This window comes from Hymenobacter sp. UYAg731 (assembly GCF_054061335.1).
Window position 1 is genome coordinate 137,687 of the sequence record NZ_JBSSEC010000003.1, and the last position, 19,784, is coordinate 157,470.

The 19,784-nt window shown below is 60.3% G+C and carries 19 protein-coding genes; 12 read left to right on the top strand and 7 right to left on the bottom strand.

Going from position 1 to position 19,784, the window contains the following annotated elements:
• Nucleotides 1-160: 160 nt before the first annotated feature.
• On the bottom strand, nucleotides 161-334 hold the full coding sequence (locus tag ACVWYF_RS08755) for a hypothetical protein (RefSeq protein WP_457066731.1): 174 nt from the start codon (nucleotides 332-334) through the stop codon (nucleotides 161-163).
• 222 nt (nucleotides 335-556) lie between these two features.
• Here ACVWYF_RS08755 and ACVWYF_RS08760 point away from each other — a divergent pair, with 222 nt between their 5' ends.
• The 3 genes from ACVWYF_RS08760 to ACVWYF_RS08770 all read left to right on the top strand — a co-directional run bounded on the left by ACVWYF_RS08760 (nucleotide 557) and on the right by ACVWYF_RS08770 (nucleotide 4,907).
• Nucleotides 557-2,203 carry a CTP synthase gene (locus ACVWYF_RS08760; protein WP_457066734.1) on the top strand — a complete coding sequence of 549 codons (1,647 nt, stop codon included), beginning with the start codon at nucleotides 557-559 and terminating at the stop codon, nucleotides 2,201-2,203.
• A gap of 230 nt (nucleotides 2,204-2,433) precedes the next feature.
• The gene (gene yidC, locus ACVWYF_RS08765) at nucleotides 2,434-4,221 is read left to right on the top strand and encodes a membrane protein insertase YidC (protein WP_457066737.1); all 1,788 of its coding nucleotides are present in this window, start codon (nucleotides 2,434-2,436) and stop codon (nucleotides 4,219-4,221) included.
• Between the two features lie 158 nt (nucleotides 4,222-4,379).
• Entirely contained in the window at nucleotides 4,380-4,907 is a 528-nt protein-coding gene (locus ACVWYF_RS08770) for a DUF6438 domain-containing protein (protein WP_457066740.1), read from the top strand.
• Nucleotides 4,908-4,946: 39 nt separating this feature from the next.
• Here ACVWYF_RS08770 and ACVWYF_RS08775 read toward each other — a convergent pair whose 3' ends face one another.
• Nucleotides 4,947-5,714: an alpha/beta hydrolase gene (locus tag ACVWYF_RS08775; protein WP_457066743.1), complete on the bottom strand. Its 768-nt coding sequence runs from the start codon at nucleotides 5,712-5,714 to the stop codon at nucleotides 4,947-4,949.
• A gap of 110 nt (nucleotides 5,715-5,824) precedes the next feature.
• Complete coding sequence (locus ACVWYF_RS08780) at nucleotides 5,825-7,621, bottom strand: ABC transporter substrate-binding protein (protein ID WP_457066746.1); 1,797 nt, start codon at nucleotides 7,619-7,621, stop codon at nucleotides 5,825-5,827.
• 182 nt (nucleotides 7,622-7,803) lie between these two features.
• Here ACVWYF_RS08780 and ACVWYF_RS08785 point away from each other — a divergent pair, with 182 nt between their 5' ends.
• The 6 genes from ACVWYF_RS08785 (at nucleotide 7,804) to lepB (ending at nucleotide 13,061) form a co-directional block, all read left to right on the top strand.
• Nucleotides 7,804-8,610 carry a ParA family protein gene (locus ACVWYF_RS08785; RefSeq protein WP_342296554.1) on the top strand — a complete coding sequence of 269 codons (807 nt, stop codon included), beginning with the start codon at nucleotides 7,804-7,806 and terminating at the stop codon, nucleotides 8,608-8,610.
• Nucleotides 8,611-8,615: 5 nt separating this feature from the next.
• Entirely contained in the window at nucleotides 8,616-8,894 is a 279-nt protein-coding gene (locus tag ACVWYF_RS08790) for a hypothetical protein (protein ID WP_457066750.1), read from the top strand.
• Between the two features lie 318 nt (nucleotides 8,895-9,212).
• Entirely contained in the window at nucleotides 9,213-10,193 is a 981-nt protein-coding gene (locus ACVWYF_RS08795) for a ParB/RepB/Spo0J family partition protein (protein ID WP_457066753.1), read from the top strand.
• Nucleotides 10,194-10,304: 111 nt separating this feature from the next.
• Entirely contained in the window at nucleotides 10,305-11,033 is a 729-nt protein-coding gene (locus tag ACVWYF_RS08800; RefSeq protein ID WP_457066756.1) for a DUF5683 domain-containing protein, read from the top strand.
• Between the two features lie 62 nt (nucleotides 11,034-11,095).
• Nucleotides 11,096-11,815: a 4-hydroxy-tetrahydrodipicolinate reductase gene (dapB, locus tag ACVWYF_RS08805; RefSeq protein ID WP_457066759.1), complete on the top strand. Its 720-nt coding sequence runs from the start codon at nucleotides 11,096-11,098 to the stop codon at nucleotides 11,813-11,815.
• Nucleotides 11,816-11,909: 94 nt separating this feature from the next.
• Complete coding sequence (lepB, locus tag ACVWYF_RS08810) at nucleotides 11,910-13,061, top strand: signal peptidase I (RefSeq protein ID WP_457066762.1); 1,152 nt, start codon at nucleotides 11,910-11,912, stop codon at nucleotides 13,059-13,061.
• Nucleotides 13,062-13,131: 70 nt separating this feature from the next.
• Here the strand turns inward: lepB and ACVWYF_RS08815 are convergent, their stop codons facing one another.
• Nucleotides 13,132-13,794: a uracil-DNA glycosylase gene (locus ACVWYF_RS08815; RefSeq protein WP_457066765.1), complete on the bottom strand. Its 663-nt coding sequence runs from the start codon at nucleotides 13,792-13,794 to the stop codon at nucleotides 13,132-13,134.
• Nucleotides 13,795-13,909: 115 nt separating this feature from the next.
• Here ACVWYF_RS08815 and apaG point away from each other — a divergent pair, with 115 nt between their 5' ends.
• Both apaG and ACVWYF_RS08825 read left to right on the top strand, forming a co-directional pair.
• A complete protein-coding gene (apaG, locus tag ACVWYF_RS08820; protein ID WP_457066768.1) occupies nucleotides 13,910-14,296 on the top strand; it encodes a Co2+/Mg2+ efflux protein ApaG in 387 nt (128 codons plus the stop codon).
• A 71-nt stretch (nucleotides 14,297-14,367) separates the two neighbouring features.
• A complete protein-coding gene (locus ACVWYF_RS08825; RefSeq protein ID WP_457066771.1) occupies nucleotides 14,368-15,147 on the top strand; it encodes an O-methyltransferase in 780 nt (259 codons plus the stop codon).
• A gap of 74 nt (nucleotides 15,148-15,221) precedes the next feature.
• Here ACVWYF_RS08825 and kdsA read toward each other — a convergent pair whose 3' ends face one another.
• Nucleotides 15,222-16,079 (bottom strand): 3-deoxy-8-phosphooctulonate synthase, encoded by an 858-nt coding sequence (gene kdsA / locus ACVWYF_RS08830; RefSeq protein WP_457066774.1) that lies wholly within the window; start codon nucleotides 16,077-16,079, stop codon nucleotides 15,222-15,224.
• Between the two features lie 94 nt (nucleotides 16,080-16,173).
• Entirely contained in the window at nucleotides 16,174-16,782 is a 609-nt protein-coding gene (locus ACVWYF_RS08835) for a methyltransferase domain-containing protein (protein ID WP_457066777.1), read from the bottom strand.
• Nucleotides 16,783-16,905: 123 nt separating this feature from the next.
• Here ACVWYF_RS08835 and ACVWYF_RS08840 point away from each other — a divergent pair, with 123 nt between their 5' ends.
• Entirely contained in the window at nucleotides 16,906-17,856 is a 951-nt protein-coding gene (locus tag ACVWYF_RS08840; RefSeq protein ID WP_457066780.1) for a hypothetical protein, read from the top strand.
• A 74-nt stretch (nucleotides 17,857-17,930) separates the two neighbouring features.
• On the opposite strand, the gene ACVWYF_RS08845 is transcribed toward ACVWYF_RS08840, so the two are convergent.
• A complete protein-coding gene (locus tag ACVWYF_RS08845; protein ID WP_457066783.1) occupies nucleotides 17,931-19,694 on the bottom strand; it encodes a hypothetical protein in 1,764 nt (587 codons plus the stop codon).
• Nucleotides 19,695-19,784 lie beyond the last annotated feature (90 nt).

Here is a 19,784-nt window from a genome sequence, read left to right on the forward strand (position 1 = left end):
GCAAGTCCGTCATGCAGAGCGCAGCGAAGCATCTTGCCCGCTCAACGCAATCCAGTTGAAAGGATTAGTGACTGCGGTAAAGATGCTTCGCTGCGCTCTGCATGACGGGTTTATCGCTGCTGCTCGTCATTACCAACGAATCCACTCACCGGGCTTTCCGCTACTGATGCCACAGCCGCCGGCCCATGGTTGGCCGCCGGGGCCGGTCGAAAATCACCACGTAGAGCACTCCGAGCAAGGGCGTGAGCAGCAGGGCCGTGAGCAGCCGCAGGTGCCAGTAGTGTACCGGGCTCAGGCCCCAGGCCTGCACGAGGTGGTTGATGAAGTGTGCCATAAATAAATGTACACATTATCAATAGATTCTGCAATCGATTCCGGCCCATTTTGCAATCGTTTGTTCAGGCGGGCACAAAGTTTTTTTTTCAAACGGCAGTATCCGCCTTGGCCGGATGAACTTAGCTGTACCCGCCCCCCCCGCTTTCGCTGCCCCGCCACGCCCACGCTGCCCAGATTTATCGCCGTCCCAAATTCGGGTGCCGTACTTTTGACTCCCGTCATGCCCGAACGCTCCAACCCCTCCCCCAGCGCGTCGGCAGCGAAATACATTTTCGTTACCGGCGGCGTCACTTCTTCACTCGGCAAAGGAATTATTTCCGCCTCGCTCGCCAAGCTTTTGCAGGCCCGCGGGTTCCGAGTCACCATCCAGAAGTTCGACCCCTATATCAACATCGACCCCGGTACGCTGAACCCGTACGAACACGGCGAGTGCTACGTGACCGACGACGGAGCCGAAACCGACCTCGACCTCGGCCACTACGAGCGGTTCTTGAACACGCCCACCTCGCAGGCCAACAACGTCACCACCGGCCGCATCTACGACCACGTCATCCGCCGCGAGCGTGAAGGCGCCTTTCTGGGCAAAACCGTGCAGGTGGTGCCCCACATCACCGACGAAATCAAGCGGCGCATGCTGCTGCTGGGCCAGAACGGCCAGTTCGACGTGGTGATTACCGAAATCGGCGGCTGCATCGGCGACATCGAGAGCCTGCCCTTCGTGGAGGCCGTGCGCCAGCTGCGCTGGGAGCTGCCCGATGCCGACTCGCTAGTCATTCACCTCACGCTGGTACCCTACCTGAAGGCCGCCGGCGAGCTCAAAACCAAACCCACCCAGCACTCGGTGCGCGATTTGCGCGAGGCGGGCCTCCAGCCCGACATCTTGGTGTGCCGCACCGAGCACCCCATGCCGGCCGAGATGCGCCGCAAAATCGCGCTGTTCTGCAACGTGAAAATCAACTCGGTTATCGAAAGCCTCGATGCCGACAGCATCTACTCGGTGCCGCTGCTCATGCGCAAGGAGGGCCTCGATGAGCGGGTTATCAAACGCCTGAAACTGACCGGCGGCACGCTGCAACCCGATTTGGAAGCCTGGAAAGACTTCCTCGGCAAGCTGAAAAATCCGACTGAAGAGGTGACCATTGCCCTCGTGGGCAAGTACGTGGAACTGCCCGACGCCTACAAATCCATCAACGAAGCCTTCGTCCACGCCGGCGCGCAAAACGAGTGCAAGGTGACGGTGCGCAGCATCCAGTCCGACAACATCACGCCCGAAAACATTGCCGGCCTGCTGCACGGCTGCGATGGCGTGCTGGTAGCGCCCGGTTTCGGCGAGCGGGGCTTTGAAGGCAAGATTGTGGCTGTGAAGTACGTGCGGGAAAACAATATCCCCTTCTTCGGCATCTGCCTGGGCATGCAGGTGGCCGTGGTGGAATACGCCCGCAACGTCCTCGGCCTACTCGATGCCAACTCTACCGAGATGGATTCCCTCACGCCCAACCCCGTGGTGGCCATGATGGAAGAGCAGAAAAACATCACCCTGAAAGGCGGCACCATGCGCCTCGGGGCCTACGCCTGCGACCTGCGCCGGGGCTCCAAAGCCGCTAAAGCCTACGCCCGTAACCACATCAGCGAGCGCCACCGCCACCGCTACGAGTTCAACAACCAGTACCTGAAGCAGTTCGAGGACTCGGGCCTGCAAGCCACCGGCACCAACCCGGAAACCGGCCTGGTGGAAGTGGTTGAGCTGCCCACGCACCCCTGGTTCGTGGCCGGCCAGTTCCACCCCGAGCTGAAAAGCACCGTGGAAAACCCGCATCCGCTGTTCGTGCGGTTTGTGCGGGCGGCCATTCAGCACCGGAAAGGGTAGGACGCCTGCACTTAATTCAGTCGCCTGTCATCCTTTATCTGGCGTCCGCTTGCGAAGGACCTTATCACCGCTGAACGGTTTGCTGTAATGTCAAGCCATGCAAACGCGATAAAGACCTTCGCAAGCGAAAGCCAGATAAAGGATGACAGGCAACTTCATTCTTAATTCCTCATTTTTCCTTAAGCGCAGCGTCCCTCCGTACCTTTGCCCCTTCGCAACCTTTTTTACTAATGGATAGAAATTCAGCAACCGGCCTGTTCCTCATTTCGGCCTTGCTCCTCGTGTACCTGTTCTTCTTCAGCCCGAAGAAGCCGGATGAAAAAGCCGCCGGCAAAACCCCGCCCGCGACCACGGCCGCTGCCCAGGCCGGCGCAACGCCCGCCGCCCCTACGGCCCTGGCCCCGGAAACCGCCCTCGACACCACGGCCGGTCCGGCCAAGGACGTGACCCTGGCCAACGAAAACCTGACCGTCACTTTCTCGACCCGCGGGGGCCGCATCACGGCCGTGCGGATGAACAAGTACAAGACGTTCTTCGGCCAGCCGCTCGATTTGTTCGACGCCAAAAGCGCCCGCATGGACACCAAATTCCGGACCGTGGATGGTAAGACCATCAAGTTTTCGGATTTGAATTTCCAGGCGGTGCCTTCGCAGGCCGCCGCGGGCTCGGTGCTCACGTTCAGCGCGCCGGTGGCCGGCGGCAGCATCGTGCAGACATATTCGCTGCCTGCCAACAGCTTCGAGCTGAAGTACGACCTGCGCCTGTTGGGCCTGGAGCGCACCGTGGCCCAGGAGCCGCTCACCTTCACCTTCGTGGACCAGGTACGCCAGACCGAGCAGGACCTCAAGCAGAACCGCAACCACACCACCATCAACCACTACCTGGCCGCCGGCGACCAGGGCGCGCTGGCCGAAGCCAGCGAAAAGCCCGAGGAATACAAGGCCGCCGGCCCCGTAAAATGGGCCGCCCACAAGCACGACTTCTTCGTGGCCGGCTTCATTGCCGACCAGCAGCCCTTCGCGGGCGGCGCGTTCAACGCCGACGTGAACCTGGCCGACTCCACGACCATCAAAACCCTGAGTTCGACGCTGACCATTCCGGTGGCCGAGGTGGAGCAGGGCCGCGGCCAGTACCGCTTCTTCTTCGGCCCGAACGCCTTCAACCTGCTGAAGGCCGTAACGCCTGAGTTCGACCGCAACGTGTACCTCGGCTGGGGCCTGTTCCGCTGGGTGAACCGCTTTGTGGTGCTGCCGGTGTTCCACTTCCTGGAGCAGTTTATCTCGTCCTACGGCATCATCATCGCGCTGCTGGTGCTGCTTATCAAGCTGGTCACCTGGCCACTCACCTACAAAACCTATGAGAGCCAGGCCCGCATGAAAGTGCTGAAGCCCGAGATTGACGAGCTGAAAGCCAAGCACGGCGACGATGCCACCAAGGTGCAGCAGGAAACCATGAAGCTGTACCAGGAATTCGGCGTGAGCCCCCTGAGCGGCTGCGTGCCCACGCTGCTCACGATGCCGATTCTGTTTGCCATGTTCCAGTTCTTCCCGAACGCCATCGAGCTGCGCCAGCAAAGCTTTCTGTGGGCCAAGGACCTGAGCAGCTACGACGTGTTCATCCAGCTGCCTTTCTACGTGAAATGGTACGGCGACCACGTCTCCATGTTCACGCTGATGATGACGGCCTCGACCCTGCTCATGACCTGGCAGAGCAACCAGACCAACACGGCCATGCAGGGCCCGATGAAGACGTATAGCTACCTGATGCCCATCATCTTCCTGTTCGTGCTGAACAGCTTCGCGGCGGGCCTCACCTGGTACTACTTCGTATCGAACGTCATCACCTTCGCGCAGCAGGCCATCACGAAAACGTTCGTGGATGACACGAAAATCCGCGCCCAGCTTGACGCCAATAAAATCAAAAACAAGGACAAGAAGCCCGGCGGCATTCAGGGCCGCATTGCCGAAGCCATGAAGGCCGCGCAGGAGCGCGAGGCCCAGGCCAAGCGCAAATCGTAGGCTGAACAGCTGATTAGCACGTCATGCTTCGGCTTCGCTCAGCATGACGTGCTGCTTTACCACCCAAACCGGCAATACCGAAACCGCAGGCACGGTTTTCGTATTGCCGGTTTTTTGTGCGCTTACTTTTACGCTCGCATCACCTCACCCCAACCACCATGCGCTCCCTCTCGCTCCTGCTGCTACTTAGCTTCTTCGGGTTCAGCTTCGTGCTGCCCGCCTGCGCCCAACGGATGTCGACCCAAAAGGTGAAGGCCGGTAAAAAGACCGCCGCTGCCCCCAAGGCCGCCACGCCCACTGCCGCCGGACCGGTCCTCACCTTTGAGCGGACGCCCTGCTACGGCACCTGCCCCGGCTACAGCATGCAGGTGTACGCCGACGGCCGCGTGGCCTACGAAGGCCGCCGCGCCGTGCCCCTGATGGGCAAGCAGGAGCTAAAACTGCCCGCCGCCGCTGTGGCCGATATGCTACGCCAGGCCAAAGAAGTTCACTTCGAGACGTTTGATAAGCAATACTCCCGCAACACTTCCGACCTGCCTGGCACTATCGTGGCCATCCGCCAGCCCGACGGTACGCTGAAAAGCGTGACGGTTGAGGAAGGCGCTCCCGAAAACGTGCGAAGCTTCTTCACTTATCTTGGCAACCAGTTCGACCAGCTGGCCCAGCTCAACGGCGTAGAGAAATAGGCGGCCGACGCGGCTAATCTGTAGCGCCTCAAAAACAACCTAACGCGGGCTCACCGCGCGCGGCTTAAACACCGCCCGAAAGGCGCTGAGCGCCGCCGGGTGGTAAATGGTGGCGTGGGTTTCCTGCGGCATCGGTTCATAGTGCCAAGTACCGATACGGGTGGCTTCGGGGCCGGCGGCATCTACCAGCTGGCGCGTGGCTTTCAGGTCGCCCTGGCTACTGGTGGCCAGGTATACGGTGACCGGCGGCCGGCCGGTGGTGCGCAGCAACGCGTTTCCCTCTTTGGCCAACTGGCCATTATTCCACCACAGGCTGGGGTCGAAGGCGAGGTAGATATTGAACAATTTGGGCTCCAGCAGCAGGGTTTCGACCACAAACAGGCCGGCCAGCGACTCCCCCACGATGGCCGTTTCGGCCGTGGTGCGGTAGCGCTGCCGCACCTGCGGCATCAACTCCTCCCGGATGAACTGCCGGTAGGCAGCCGAGCCACCCACTTTGGGCGCAATTTTCCGGTCCTCGGCGTTGGTGGTGGGGCCGGTGAGGTCGCGGCGGCGCTGGGTATTTTCAATGCCCACCAAGATGAAGGGCCGCATAGTGCCATTACCGGTCAGCACCTGCACGAGGCCCGCGACGTGCAGGAAATCTTCCCCTAGCCCACCGTCAGGCATGTACAGCACCGGTAGTCGCACCGTAGCCGAGTCGGTATAGGCCGGCGGCAGGTACACGTTGATGCGTCGAGTTTCGCCCAGCGCTTTGGATTCGAGGGTAAAGGTCTGGCCAATAGCCAGCGGGGCGGCGGCAGTCACACTAGTAGACTGAGCATGTGCGCTCTGCCCTGCGGCCCAAGCCAACGCTCCCGTCAACAACACAATTCGCAGATACCGCATTGTCTGTTCCGTTTCGGTGAAATGAATGGCTACTCCTTGCGCACGCGCTCCAGCAGCAGCTGGTTCATCGGGTTTGGAGTGAGGCCGCGCACGTTGTTCTGCGTCAGGCGTACTACCTCATCGTAATACAGGCTGATAACGGGCGATTCCTCCACCACAATCCGGTCCATGGCCTGGTAGAGCGCGGTGCGCTTGGCCACGTTCTGGGTGCGGCGGGCTTCGTCGTAGAGCTGGTCGTAGACCGCGCTTTTGAAGTGGGTTTTGTCGGGGCCGGCGGGGCTGAAATTGGGGCTGTAGAACAGCGCCAGGTAGTTTTCCGCATCGGGGTAATCACCGAGCCAGCTTTTGGCGAAGAAGGCCACCCGGCCGTTATCCACTAAATCCTGCTGCGCCGCTGATTGGTTGATGTCAATCTGAACCTGCACGCCCACATCGGCCCACTGCTTCTGCAAATACTCGCCTATCTCCTTGCGTTCCAGTACGGTGCTGAGGCGCAGCTTCAGCGGGCGCTGGGGGCCGTAGCCGGCGGCGCGCAGCAGCTGGCGGGATTTCTGCGGCTGAAAGGTGTAGCCGGGCACCTGCTCCTGTGAAAACGAGGGCAGCGCCTTCGGCACGAAGCCGGAGGTGCCGGCATCGCCCACGCCATTGAGCAGGTATTTCAGCATTTCGGGCTTGTTGATGGCGTAATTCAGAGCCTGGCGCACGCGCTTATCGCGCAACGCCCGGCCCTGAATGGCCTGCTCGCCAATCAAATTGGCCGAATCGAGCTGAAAACCCAAGTATTCGGTATTCAGGTACGGTGCTTTCTGCACCGTGAACTTGCCCTTGAAATCGTCCCGAATGGTGCCATCGGGGTGCATAATCAAATCGCGCGAGCCGGCCCGGATGCCCGACAGAAAATCCAGCTTACCCTGCATAAAAGTCAGAAACTCCGTTTTGCGGTCAGGCAGGAAGCTCACGGCCACGGCATCGAGGTAGGGCAACGAATGGCCTTTTTTATCGCTCCGCCAGTAGTCGGGGTTGCGCTTATAAAGCAGCACGTTGCCTTCGTCCCAGAGCTTGAACCGGAACGGCCCCGTGCCCACCGGGTGCTCGCGGAAATCCTTGCCGTATTTCTCCACGGCCTCGTGCGGCACCACGTAGGCATACGGCATCGTGAGGATGCCCAGAAACGGAATGAACGGTTCCTTTAAATGAATGCGCAGCGTGGAGTCATTCGCCGCCACAAAAGCCGTGTCGCTGATGCTACCATCGGGTTTCTCCAGCACCTTGCCCCGGAAAATCCAGCCGCCCGAGCTGGCCGTGGCCGCATCAAGAATGCGCTTGAAACTGTAGACGAAATCCTGCGCAACAACCTGACGCGTAGCCACGGGATAAGCTTCTGTTCCATACTTTTCCACTTCAGCCCTGTTGCGCTCAGGATGGTCCTTCAACTCTTGGTCTATCAATGCTTTCGTATCTGCACCTGAAGGCATGAATACGGCTTCATTTTCATGGAAAAACACACCCTGCCGCAGCACGAACGTGTACGTTCGCCCATCGGGCGAAATTGAGTAGCGCCGGGCCAGCGCGGGCACCGGCAGCAGCGTCGAATCCAGCTCCATTAACCCATTGAATAGCTGCGATACGGCCCAGGAATTGGCCTGGTTGCGGGCAAAAGCGGGGTCGAGCGAGGACAGGGCCTCGGGCTGGTTGTAGCGGAATACGCGGCGCTCGTCGGCGGCCGGGCGGGCCGTGTCGTGGCAGCTGGCCAGGGCCAGCGCAGGCAGCCAGAATCTAAAAGGTTTAGCCAGTGAGCTAGCCCAGCGAGTCAAAAAAGGGGCCATGCGAACAGGGAAAGAATGTATCTTTGTCACAATGCTACGGCAAAAGTTATTAGTTATTAGTTGCCAGTTGTTCGTTATCAGTTGTTAGTCGGAAAGCGTGAAAACGCCCGGGCCCTGATACTGAACATCCAATACCAAGCAACTGACAACTGACAACGACCAACTGACAACTAGAGAGACTCATGGGAAAAATCATCGCGGTAGCCAATCAGAAGGGCGGGGTGGGCAAAACCACTACCTCCATTAACCTCGCGGCGTCCCTGGCCGCCCTGGACTACCGGACCCTGCTCGTCGATGCCGACCCCCAGGCCAACGCCACCTCGGGCGTGGGCTACGACCCCAAGGACATCCAGAACAGCATCTACGAGTGCATGGTGGACGGCATCAACGCCCGCGACATCATCGTGCCCACCAACATCCTGCCCCACCTCGACCTCATGCCCTCCCACATCGACCTGGTGGGGGCCGAAGTGGAAATGATAAACCTGCCCAACCGCGAAGAGAAAATGAAGGAGGCCCTGCGCCCCCTCGCCGCCGAGTACGACTTCATCATCATCGACTGCTCGCCCTCGCTCGGCCTCATCACGGTCAACGCCCTCACGGCGGCGCACTCGGTCATCATCCCGGTACAGTGCGAGTATTTCGCCCTCGAAGGCCTGGGTAAACTTCTGAATACCATCAAAATCATTCAGAGCCGCCTCAACACCGAGCTCGAAATCGAAGGCATCCTGCTCACGATGTATGACGTACGCCTGCGCCTCTCCAACCAGGTCGTGGAGGAAGTGCGGATGCACTTCCAGCAGCTGGCCTTTGACACCATCATCCCCCGCAACGTGAAGCTGAGCGAGTCGCCCAGCTTTGGCATCCCCGTCATTCTGCACGACGCCGAGAGCAAAGGCTCCATCAGCTACCTCAACCTGGCACGCGAAATCGTGGAGAAGAATAGCGTGGAGGCTACCGAGGAAACGGCGGAGGACGAGCGGATTTAGGGGTTATGATTGATAAGCAAACCGACCCCGTTGCTTGGTCTCTGCTAATTGATGAGTTGAAAGACGCCCAAGATGCGATAAACACCCTGCTCAGAGACGCAAATAATGAATCTGATTATGGGGAGGAAGAGTTTAGAGTCGATATGGCCCATGCCTTTATGCACTTGAATCGGGCTTGGCATTGTCGAAACGCAACCCTGGCACAACATGACGATAATGCCATTTGGGATGAGTGGGCGCAGTATCCCACCGATTTAAACCCTCTGAATTCGCCAGGTTTATAAAATATATTACTCTTCACATCGTACAGCAGTTAGCCCCAGCGGGGCGACATGTCGGTAGCAACCAAAGCTTCCTTAGATTCTCAAAGCCCCGTCGGGGCGGCATTCGTTGAATGAGTGTCGCCGCGATGGGGCTTTTTAGTTCTCCGCGCCTTGATTTTCTACCGATATGCCGCCCCCCTAGGGCCGGAAATCAGCTGTATCAGACCCTGATTTTAACCTCAACCGCCCGCGCCAAACTTATCGGCTTGCCCTTCGCCCAACAATCCGTAATTTTGACATCCGTTGCCGCAGGCCTTTTATGGGCGCGGCCGATGAACTATGCCGCTAGAGAAGAACGAAGAGAAATTGCAAGCTGCCCTGGCCGCCGCCGCCGCAGTGAAACGCAAGGGTGGGCTGGGCCGGGGCCTGAATGCCCTCATTGAAGGCAGCTACGACAAAAAAGGCGACCGGCCCGGCTCCGGCGACCGGCTCGTGTCGCATCCCGTCAACTCGGTTGGCCTCATCTCCGTCGAGCACATCGAGGCCAACCCCTACCAGCCCCGCACGCACTTCGACAAGGAAGCGCTGCAGGAACTAGCCGACAGCATTAAAATTCAGGGCATTATCCAGCCCGTGACCTTGCGCCAGCTCGGCACTAATTCCTACCAGCTCATCAGTGGCGAGCGCCGCCTGCAAGCCTCCAAGCTGGCGGGCCTGGAGACGATTCCGGCCTACATCCGCAAGGCCGACGACCAGCAGATGCTGGAAATGGCCCTGATTGAGAACATTCAGCGCGAAAACCTGAATGCCATCGAAATCGCCCTCAGCTACCAGCGCCTGCTGAGCGAGTGCAACCTGCGACAGGAAGAGCTGGGCGACCGCGTGGGCAAGAACCGCACGACCGTGACCAACTACCTGCGCCTGCTCAAGCTGCCGCCCGATGTGCAGATTGGCCTGCGCGACGCTGAAATCAGCATGGGCCACGCCCGCGCCCTCATCGGCCTCGACGATGCCAAGCTGCAGGTCGAGCTGTTCCGCAAAACCGTGGCCGAGGAACTCTCCGTGCGCCGCGTGGAAGAGCTGGTGCGCAACGGCTACGGCCGTGGGGCCGAGGCAAAGCCCAAGCCCGACGGCGATACTACGCCGCCCCCGCCCGCCGTGCCGGTGGCGGAAATCCGCCGCGCCGAGCGCCACCTCACCGACCGGTTTGGCTCCCGCGTGCAGGTGCGCCCTACGTCCAAGGGCAACGGCGAAATCAAAATTGCTTTCGATTCGGTGGAAGACATGCAGCGCATTCTGCACATTCTGCAGCCGTCGTAGGCCGGCCGTCCCGCCGGCTGCGTAGCTTGGACCGATGGCTTGCAGTGGCCGTTTTTCGGCCTTCGTTGACCAATGCGCTAAACGCCGGCGTTTCTCGTTAACAGGCTTGCCATGAAAAATCCGTATTCCTTTCTCGCAGGCTTTGCCTTGCTAACCAGCGCCTTGCTGGATAATTCCCGCGTTCAGGCGCAGGTATTTACCTCACCCGGCGCTACCACCACGCCTACCACCATCGTGCCCGATACCACCGAGCGCCGGGAAGTGGTGATGACACCCGAAGCCAAAAAGCAAAAAGCCGCCGCCGATTCGGCCAAGCGCACTGAACATATGTTCCGGGCCTTTGGCTACAAGGGCATTCGCCTCACGCGGCCCGGCAAAGCGGCCATGCTGGCCCTGGTGCTGCCCGGCGCGGGCCAGATTTACAACCACAAATACTGGAAGTTGCCGCTGGTGTACGGTGCGCTGGGAGGCGTGATATATGGCGAATATTATTACCAGAAGCATTACAGCGATTTTGCCTACGCCCTAAATGAGGTGGATGCTGGCCGAAAAAAGGTGCTCAACCCGGATTTTAAAAGCGGTGCCGATTTAGTGCGCAGCAGAGACGGCCTCAGTAGCGGCGTAATATTTTACCGGGGCTACCGCGACATCTTTTACCTCTACATCGGCCTGGCCTATGGCCTGCAAATCGTGGATGCGCTGGTTGATGCGCATCTCCAGGATTTTGACGTGAGCGACGACCTGAGCCTGCACTGGGAACCCCGAATGATGGCCGTGCCCGGCCAAACCAGCTTCCTGCCCACGGCTCCAGGCGTTATGTTTGCGCTGCGCGTGAAATAGGCGCGGGCCAATATTTTTGCTTTGGTTATCTGCTACTTACTGAATCCCGACTACCTGAACGCATGAAAATCCTCCTCATCGGCTACGGCAAAATGGGCCAGACCATTGGGGCATTGGCCGCCCAGCGCGGGCACGAAATCGCGGGCATCGTGGACCTGCACGCCAGCCAATCGAACATCCGCGATTTCACCCCGCAAACCGTCGACGTCGCCATCGAATTCACGCATCCCGATTCGGCTTTTGCCAACGTGATGACCAGCCTGGGCCAGGGCATTCCCGTGGTGTGCGGCTCCACGGGCTGGCTGCATCATTTTGAAGAGGCCCGCGCCCTGACTACTGAGCTGGGCGGCAGCCTGTTCTACGCCTCCAACTACAGCGTCGGCGTGAACCTGTTTTTCCACTTCAACGAGTACATCGCGGCCAAAATGGCCCAGTACGGGGGCTACGACGTGGCGATGCGCGAAATCCACCACACCCAGAAAATTGACCAGCCCAGCGGCACCGCCCTCACGGCGGCCGAAGGCATCCTGCGCCACTTCCCCGCCAAAACTACCTGGCGCAACGCCCCGGCCGAAGCGCCCGCCGAGCTGGCCATCATCAGCGAGCGCACCGGCGATGCCGTGGGTACGCACATCGTCACCTATACTTCCGATGTGGACGTGCTGGAGCTGAAGCACGAGGCCCGCAGCCGCGAAGGCTTCGCCCTGGGTGCGCTGCTGGCAGCCGAGTGGCTGCCCGGCCGGCCGGGGGTTTTCGGAATGAAAGAGCTGCTGGATTTGTAGTCCTTCCGGCTTTCGCAGGCGGCCCCGGGCCGGCCTCACGTTCTGCTGCGTTTCTTTGCCTGATTTTCATTGCCAAGCCCAAGCTTGCTCCCCCATGTCTTTGCTCAAAACCGACCCCACCGCTCCGCCCCAGCCGCCCAAAACGAAAACCCGCGAATGGGCCGATTCGCTGATTTTTGCCATCGTGGCCGCCACGCTCATTCGCTGGGCTACATTTGAGGCCTACACCATTCCTTCGCCCAGCATGGAAGCGTCGCTGCTGGTGGGCGACTACCTGTTTGTAAGCAAGTTGCACTACGGTCCCATCACGCCCCAAACGCCCTTGCAGGTACCCCTCACGCACCAAACCTTGTGGGGCACGGGCCTGAAAAGCTACTCCGACCTCATTCAGCTGCCCACGTTCCGGCTGCCGGGCTTCTCCGAAATCAAGCGCAACGACGTGGTGGTATTCCACGTGCCCCACGAAACACAATATCCGGCTGACCTGCGTACCAACTACATCAAGCGTTGCGTGGCCGTGGCCGGCGATACCCTGGAAATTAAAGATGGGCAGGTGTTCCTCAACGGCAAGCCCGGCGTGACGCCTCCCGGCCTGCAAACCACGTATTTTATGCAGGTCGACAACCCCAACGATGAAGTGCTGGCCGCTTTGCGCAGCCAGGGCGTAGTGGACTACGAAGCGCCCGGCGGCCTGCCCCAGGCCGTGCCCGGCCCCACGCAGGGCACCTACGGATACACCATCAGCTGCACCCAGGCGGCGGCCGACTACTTCAAAAAGCAGCCCTACGTAAAGGGCATGACGGTGCTCCAACCGCAGGTACAGCTGTTCCCCGACGTGGCCGATTTCCACGGCTCCACGGCCATGAGCGCCACCCCGCGCAACTGGAGCCTCGACAACTACGGCCCGCTGCCCATCCCCAAGAAGGGCCAGACCATTGCCCTGAGCCCCGCCAACGCCGCTATCTACTTCAAAATAGTGGCCCGCTACGAGCACAATACCGGCGTTACTTGGCAGGACGGCATGATTTACCAGGATGGCAAAATGCTCACCAGCTACACCCTGAAGCAGAATTACTACATGATGATGGGCGACAATCGCCACAACTCGGAGGATTCGCGTTTCTGGGGTTTCGTGCCCGAAGACCACGTCGTGGGCAAGGCCGTCCTTATCTGGCTCTCCACGGACCCCAACGCCGATTTCTGGCACAAAATCCGCTGGAACCGCCTGTTCAACATCATCCATTAATTAGGGCTGGCATTGCCAGACGCGAAAAAGCCCGCTCAACAGCGGGCTTTTTTTATTGAGCACCCAGCGCCTACCACTTCACCGGTGCCAGCTTATGCTCCACCAGCCAGGCATTGGCTTTGCTGAAGGGCTTGCTGCCAAAAAACCCTTTATCGGCCGCGTAGGGCGATGGATGCACTGATTTTATAATCAGGTGCTTGCGCTCATCAATCAGCTCCGATTTCTTGCCCGCGTAAGCGCCCCAAAGGATGAATACGACGTGCGCCTTCTCATTGGAAACCTTGCGGATAACCTCGTCGGTAAATTCCTCCCAGCCTTTTTTCTGGTGCGAGGCCGGCTCGGTGGCGCGCACCGTGAGCGTGGCGTTCAGGAGCAGCACGCCCTGCTCGGCCCAGCGGTCGAGGTTACCGTTGGCGGGGGGCGGCGTACCGGGAATATCGGCTTGCAGCTCCTTGAAAATATTCACCAGCGAAGGCGGCGTGCGCTGCCCGTCCTGCACCGAAAACGACAGGCCATGCGCCTGGTTTTTTCCGTGGTAGGGGTCCTGGCCCAGAATCACGACCTTGACCTTATCAAACGGGGTAGCCTCGAAGGCGTGGAAAATATTGGAGCCCGCCGGGTAGACGGTGGCAGTGGCGTATTCGCCCTTCACAAACGCAATAAGGCGTTGGAAATATGGTTTTTCGAACTCGTCGGCCAACACGGGCCGCCAGCTTTCGGCTATCTTTACCATTGAGTTTTTGAGAAAAATAAAACGGGTTTGTGCGGCGTTGTGGAGCCAAATTTGCGTAAAACCAATTCTGGCGGGCGGCTGTTACGCCCGCAGCTACTTCTTAGCTCCGCCGACTATGCCCACCACCACTACGCAAGGCGTCACCGTTTCGGTTACGACCAACTACTTGCCCGATTACTCCAGCCCGGGCCAGGAGCATTTCGTGTTCGCCTATAAAATCGACATTCGCAACAACAGCGAGTTCACCGTGAAGCTGTTGCGCCGCCACTGGCACATTCACGACGCCAACGGCGTGGTGCGCGAAGTAGAGGGCGAAGGCGTGGTAGGCCGCCAGCCCGTGCTGGAGCCCGGCGAGGCCCACCAGTACGTGAGCGGCTGCAACCTGAAATCAGGAGTGGGCAAAATGCGCGGCACCTACCTCATGGAGCGCCTCGCCAACGGCCAGGAATTCACGGTCGAAATCCCGGAGTTTACCCTCATGGTGCCGTATCGGTTGAACTAACGAGCTTCCATCTATTCCTGAAAAAGCGGACGGCGGTGCGACCTTTGCGGTTCGCACTGTCCGTCCGCTTCTTGTTTCAACTTCTCGCTTACCTCCGCTTCTGGCTTCATTCGGGCAATGCCCACGGGCTACACTCGCCGTTCGTGTTCGGCCTCTATACCTCGGCCGTCCGGCACACGGGCAGCTATGGGGCCTACGCGGCCGTGGAAGCGCGGCGGCAACAATTGCTCGGCAGCGCGGCCAGCATCAGCGTGACAGATTTGGGGGCGGGCTCGCACACCGGCGCGGGCCGGCAGCGCCGCGTGGCCGACATTGCCCGCACGGCCGCTAAACCGCCGCATCTGGCGCAGCTGCTGTTTCGGCTGGTCAATTATTTCCGGCCCACCACCATTCTGGAGTTGGGCACTTCCCTGGGCCTCACCACGGCCTACCTGGCTGCGGCCGATTCGCGGCACCACGTCACCACCTTCGAGGGCTGTCCCAACGTAGCCAGCGTGGCCCGCGAAACTTTTGCGGCCCTCGGAATCAACAACGTGAGCATCGTGGAGGGCAACATTGATGACACCCTCGCTCCTGCCCTCGTGGCTTTGCCCGCGCCCGTCGACTTCGCCTTTTTCGACGGCAACCACCGCTATGAGCCGACCCTGCGGTATTTCGAGTTGTGCTTAGCCCACCGCACCGACGAATCGGTGTTTGTTTTCGACGATATTCACTGGTCCGAAGAGATGGAGCGGGCCTGGGAGGCCATCAAAATCCACCCCGAAGTGACGGTGACGGTCGACTTATTCTACATCGGGCTGGTCTTCTTTCGGAAGAACCAGCCCAAGCAGCATTTCTCGCTACGGGTGTGAGTGTACCGTGGACGCTGCGACTCCGCGCGTTTGAACGGCCCACGGCGCGGACTCGCAGCGTCCACGGTACAGCACTAAGGCAACTGGTTCAGCTCTACTTCGCCCCGGTCCTGAATGGCCTGGCGCACGCGGGTCAGCTTTTGCAACAGGGCTTCGAGCTGGTCGAGCGGCAGCATGTTGGCCCCATCGGATAGGGCCGTGGCGGGCGTGGGGTGGGTTTCGATGAACAGGCCGTCGGCCCCCACGGCAATGGCAGCTTTGGCGATGGTTTCGATGAGGGCGGGCTGGCCGCCGGTCACGCCGCTGGCTTGGTTGGGCTGTTGCAGCGAGTGCGTCACGTCCATCACCACGGGCACCCCGAACTGGCGCATGGTGGGCAGGTTGCGGAAATCGACCACCAGCTCGGAGTAGCCGAAGGAATTCCCGCGCTCGGTGAGGATGACGTTGGGGTTGCCGGCCTGGCGCACTTTGTCCACGGCCCATTTCATGGCCTCGCCGCTCAGGAACTGGCCTTTTTTGATATTAACGACCTTGCCGGTTTGGGCGGCGGCCACCAGCAAATCGGTCTGCCGGCACAGGAAGGCCGGGATTTGCAGCACGTCCACGTACTCGGCGGCCAGCGCGGCCTCGGTCGATTCGTGGATATCGGTAACGGTAGGTACGCCGATTTCACGCCCTACCTTTTGCAGGATGCGTAGCGCCGTTTCGTCGCCGATGCCCGTGAACGAGTCCAGTCGCGAACGGTTGGCCTTGCGGTACGAGCCCTTGAAGATGAAGGGAATCTGCAGCTTATCCGTCATGTGCTTGATGCGCTCGGCGATGCGCAGAGCCATATCTTCGCCTTCGATGACGCAGGGGCCGGCCATGAGGAAGAACTGGCCGGAATTGGTATGGCGAAAGTGCGGGAGGGTGTTGGCGAGGGCTTGAAGCATGTTTTCGTGAGCTGTAGCGCGAAGCAGAAGCTTCGCGGGGCATGAAATAGAGTAGTAAGATGACGCGGGCGGGATGCGAAGCTTCCGCTCCGCGCTACAGTTTTTTCAAACAAATAAACAGCTCCCGTCCCTGCCGGGGCTTGAGCGAATTGGTAGCCGTCTCAAAATGCCGGAATTCAAAATATGGTGCGAAATACGCACGGTATTCTTCCCGGCTGCCGCCGAACGGCGGCTCCTGCACGGGGCCAAAATCAGTGTCGAAGAGCAGCCCCATGAGCGTGCCGCCGGGCCGAAGCAGGTGGGCGCACTGCCGGGCATACGCCGGGCGCAGGGCCGGGTTGAGGGCACAGAAAAAGGTCTGCTCCACAATTAAATCGTAGGCAGGGGCGTTGGGCAGGCCAAAGAAGTCGGCCAGGAGCAGGTGTTCCCGGGGGAAATCGGGCACGCGGGCGGCCAGCGCCGCGAGGGCTTCCGGGGCGATGTCGGCCACGAACACCTGCCGGAAACCCCGCTGGTGCAGATACTCGGCCTCGTAGGCGCGGCCGGCCCCGGGGATGAGGATGCGCGGCTGCGCGGCCACGTCGAGCTGGTCGAAATAGGCGCGTAGCGGCGGGGTGATGGTGTGGGCATCCCAGCCGTCGCGGCCGGTAGCGTAACGTGCTTGCCAGTAGGCCGCATCGAAGTTCGCAGAAACCGTTTCCATAGGGCCGAAGTATAGAATAAACTTGCCAGGGCAATAAAGTCCCCTATTTTTACGCCAAAGGTACGCGGCGCGTAGCAGCACGAACCTTGATTTTTTCCGCTTCTCTCGCTTAACTATTCCCGCATGGACCCGAACGAAACCCCCGAACCCCGCTCCAATAACAGCCGCGTCCTCCTTTGGGTAGCCCTCGTGCTGGTCCTCCTGGGCATCAACGGCGTTCTGTTTTACCTCAACCAGCAGAAAGGCCAGCAAAACGAAGTGCTGACCACCGAAGTGAAAGCCAAGGACAGCAAGCTCCAGGAACAAATCAAGCAGTACGAAGCACTGAAGGCTGATTTTGAGCGCCAAAGCTCGGAGTTGCAAGCCCTGGGCCTGAGCAACGATTCGCTGGAATCCAAAATCGCCGGCGTGAATGCCGACCTGCTGAAGCTGCGCTCCTTTAAGGCCGGCAGCTTCTCCATTGCCCAGCAAAACCTGTTCAAGCAACGCGCCCAGAACCTGGAAGGCCAGCTGCGGAAGAAGGACGACGACATTGCCCAATTGAAAAAGGACAACGAGTCGCTGTACACCGAAACCACGACGCTGAAAGAGAAGCAGAACAAGCTGTCTGATACCATCAGCACGGTGGTGCGCAGCAACAAGGAGCTGTCCGAGAAAGTAACGGTGGCGTCACGCCTGCAGGCCGATAACATCCACGTGGCCATCATCACGTCCAAAAACAAGGAGAAGGACGACGACAAGGAGGAGTTCAAAGCCAAGCGCGTGGAGAAAGTCAAAATCACCGCCAACCTGGCCCGCAACGACGTGTCGCCCAAAGAAACCAAAGCCATCTACCTGCGCATCCTAGAGCCCGATGGCGCGGCCCTCTACAACCTAAGCACGGGAGGCGGCACTTTCACCGTGGACGGCCAGGAAGCGTTTTACACCCAAAAGCAGGACGTGGTGTACGACAATACCAAGCAGAAGCTGGAATTCGTGTACGCCAAAGGGGCCGAGTACAAGAAGGGCCTGCACACGGTGGAGCTCTACGAAAGCGGCCAACTGATGGGCAAAACGACCTTTACATTAAAGTAGCGCGAACTTTCTAGTTCGCATTGCACAAAAAAAGCCGCTCTCAGGAGCGGCTTTTTTTGTGCAGGCAATATTCCCTACTCCACCGCCAAGCGCTGGGCCGGGCCAGCCCCGCGCAGCAGGTAGAGGCCGGCGGGCAGCCCGCGCAGGTCGAGCGCGACCTCGGGGCCGGCCGGGGCGGGGTAGCGGCGCACGGCCCGTCCCAGCGCATCGGTGAGGGTGAGGGGAGCGGGGGCGGTGCCGGCGGGCAGGCGCAGGGTGGCCGTGCCGTGGGCGGGGTTAGGGAAGAGTTGCGCAGGGATGAGGGGGTGGCCTGCGGTGGTGGCCGTGAGGGTGGGGTCGGTGAGGGCGGCCAGATAGCCGAGGGGTAAAGGGGGATTGGAGTTGACAAGGGTGATGGTACCGAAACCTGCCGTGGGACTTTGAAAGTCCCCTGCCACGTACACGCTGGTGCCGTTCACAGCCAGCGCGGTGGCATAATCGTTGCCGATACCACCGGCCCGCTGCGCCCAGGCGAAGCTGCCCGTGCCGCCCGCGTTAGTAAGCTTGGCCACGAACACGTCATAATTGCCCATATTAGCATCCGCATTGGCCAAGATGGCGGGGCCAAAATCCGCCATGGGGCTGCCAAAACCTCCGGCCACGTACACGCTAGTGCCCCCCAGGGCCAGCGCACGGGCAAAATCGTCGCCCGTGCCGCCGGCCCGCTGCGCCCAGGCGAAACCACCTGCAGGGCCCGCATCAGTGAGCTTGGTCACGAATACATCAGAAGAGCCTCTATTAGTAACTGCATTGGTCAAGGTGGCGGAACCGAATCCCACCGTGGGGCTGTAAAACTCTCCAGCCACGTATAAGCTGGTGCCGCTCAAGGCCAGCGCGCGGGCAAAATCGTCGCCCGTGCCACCGGCCTGCTGCGCCCAGACGAAGCTACCTGTAGGGCCCGCATCGGTGAGCTTGGTCACAAACACGTCGAAAGCGCCCGCATTAGCCAGAGTGGCGGAACCGAAACCCGCCGTGAGGCCTCCGAAAGCACCGGCTACGTACACGCTGGTGCCGCTCACTGCCAACGTGCTTGCAAAATCATAGCCCGTGCCGCCAGCCCGCTGTGCCCAAGCAAAGCTGCCCGTGCCGCCCGCGTCGGTGAGCTTGGCTACGAACACGTCAAAAGAAATGTTCGCATTGGCCAAGGTGGCTGAACCGAAGCTCGCCATGGGGCTACCAAAACTTCCGGCCACGTACACGCTGGTGCCGTTCACGGCCAGCGCGGTGGCAAAATCGGTATCGATGCCGCCGGCCCGCTGCGCCCAGGCGAAACTACTTGTGCTGCCTGCGTCAGTGAGCTTGGCCACGAACACGTCGTCATTACCCGTGTTAGCGTCCGCATTGGCCAGGGTGGCGGAGCCAAAGTCCGCCGTCGGGCTGCCAAAATACCCTGCCACGTAGACGCTGGTGCCGCCCAAGGCCAGCGCGTTGGCAATATCATAGCCCGTGCCGCCAGCCCGCTGCGCCCACACGAACTGGTTGCTGGCCGGGTTGAACTTGGCCACGAACACGTCATAGCTTCCGAGGCTGGTGAGCATGGTGCCGCCCAGCACCACCGTATTTGCGAAACTGCCGGCCAAGTAAACATTGCCCGCCGCATCGAGGGCCGTGGCTGTCACTATCGAGTTGTTGCCCCCCGCCGCTGCAGTAGCCACCGCCACTGCCTGCGTCGACTGCCAGGCCGGGGCCTGGGCTGCCGCCGGCAGGTGACAGACCAGCAGGAGAAAGGCCAGCAGGAGAAAGGCCAGCAGGGTGCGAGCCACCCCGTCGGGGAGTGGAAAGGAGGTAAAGTTGAACATGGAAAGGAAGGAAATGACAAGGAGTAGCAGTTACAATATACAAGTAGGGTGCGGGGAAGTACCCGGCAGGGAATAAACCCTACCGGGTAC

What these genes read in the sequence shown, in the direction of transcription:
- ACVWYF_RS08755 (WP_457066731.1), bottom strand. Translation starts at nt 334, where the DNA reads ATGGCACACTTCATCAACCACCTCGTGCAGGCCTGGGGCCTGAGCCCG.
- ACVWYF_RS08760 (WP_457066734.1), top strand. Translation starts at nt 557, where the DNA reads ATGCCCGAACGCTCCAACCCCTCCCCCAGCGCGTCGGCAGCGAAATAC.
- yidC (WP_457066737.1), top strand. Translation starts at nt 2,434, where the DNA reads ATGGATAGAAATTCAGCAACCGGCCTGTTCCTCATTTCGGCCTTGCTC.
- ACVWYF_RS08770 (WP_457066740.1), top strand. Translation starts at nt 4,380, where the DNA reads ATGCGCTCCCTCTCGCTCCTGCTGCTACTTAGCTTCTTCGGGTTCAGC.
- ACVWYF_RS08780 (WP_457066746.1), bottom strand. Translation starts at nt 7,621, where the DNA reads ATGGCCCCTTTTTTGACTCGCTGGGCTAGCTCACTGGCTAAACCTTTT.
- ACVWYF_RS08785 (WP_342296554.1), top strand. Translation starts at nt 7,804, where the DNA reads ATGGGAAAAATCATCGCGGTAGCCAATCAGAAGGGCGGGGTGGGCAAA.
- ACVWYF_RS08790 (WP_457066750.1), top strand. Translation starts at nt 8,616, where the DNA reads ATGATTGATAAGCAAACCGACCCCGTTGCTTGGTCTCTGCTAATTGAT.
- ACVWYF_RS08795 (WP_457066753.1), top strand. Translation starts at nt 9,213, where the DNA reads ATGCCGCTAGAGAAGAACGAAGAGAAATTGCAAGCTGCCCTGGCCGCC.
- ACVWYF_RS08800 (WP_457066756.1), top strand. Translation starts at nt 10,305, where the DNA reads ATGAAAAATCCGTATTCCTTTCTCGCAGGCTTTGCCTTGCTAACCAGC.
- dapB (WP_457066759.1), top strand. Translation starts at nt 11,096, where the DNA reads ATGAAAATCCTCCTCATCGGCTACGGCAAAATGGGCCAGACCATTGGG.
- lepB (WP_457066762.1), top strand. Translation starts at nt 11,910, where the DNA reads ATGTCTTTGCTCAAAACCGACCCCACCGCTCCGCCCCAGCCGCCCAAA.
- ACVWYF_RS08815 (WP_457066765.1), bottom strand. Translation starts at nt 13,794, where the DNA reads ATGGTAAAGATAGCCGAAAGCTGGCGGCCCGTGTTGGCCGACGAGTTC.
- apaG (WP_457066768.1), top strand. Translation starts at nt 13,910, where the DNA reads ATGCCCACCACCACTACGCAAGGCGTCACCGTTTCGGTTACGACCAAC.
- kdsA (WP_457066774.1), bottom strand. Translation starts at nt 16,079, where the DNA reads ATGCTTCAAGCCCTCGCCAACACCCTCCCGCACTTTCGCCATACCAAT.
- ACVWYF_RS08835 (WP_457066777.1), bottom strand. Translation starts at nt 16,782, where the DNA reads ATGGAAACGGTTTCTGCGAACTTCGATGCGGCCTACTGGCAAGCACGT.
- ACVWYF_RS08840 (WP_457066780.1), top strand. Translation starts at nt 16,906, where the DNA reads ATGGACCCGAACGAAACCCCCGAACCCCGCTCCAATAACAGCCGCGTC.
- ACVWYF_RS08845 (WP_457066783.1), bottom strand. Translation starts at nt 19,694, where the DNA reads ATGTTCAACTTTACCTCCTTTCCACTCCCCGACGGGGTGGCTCGCACC.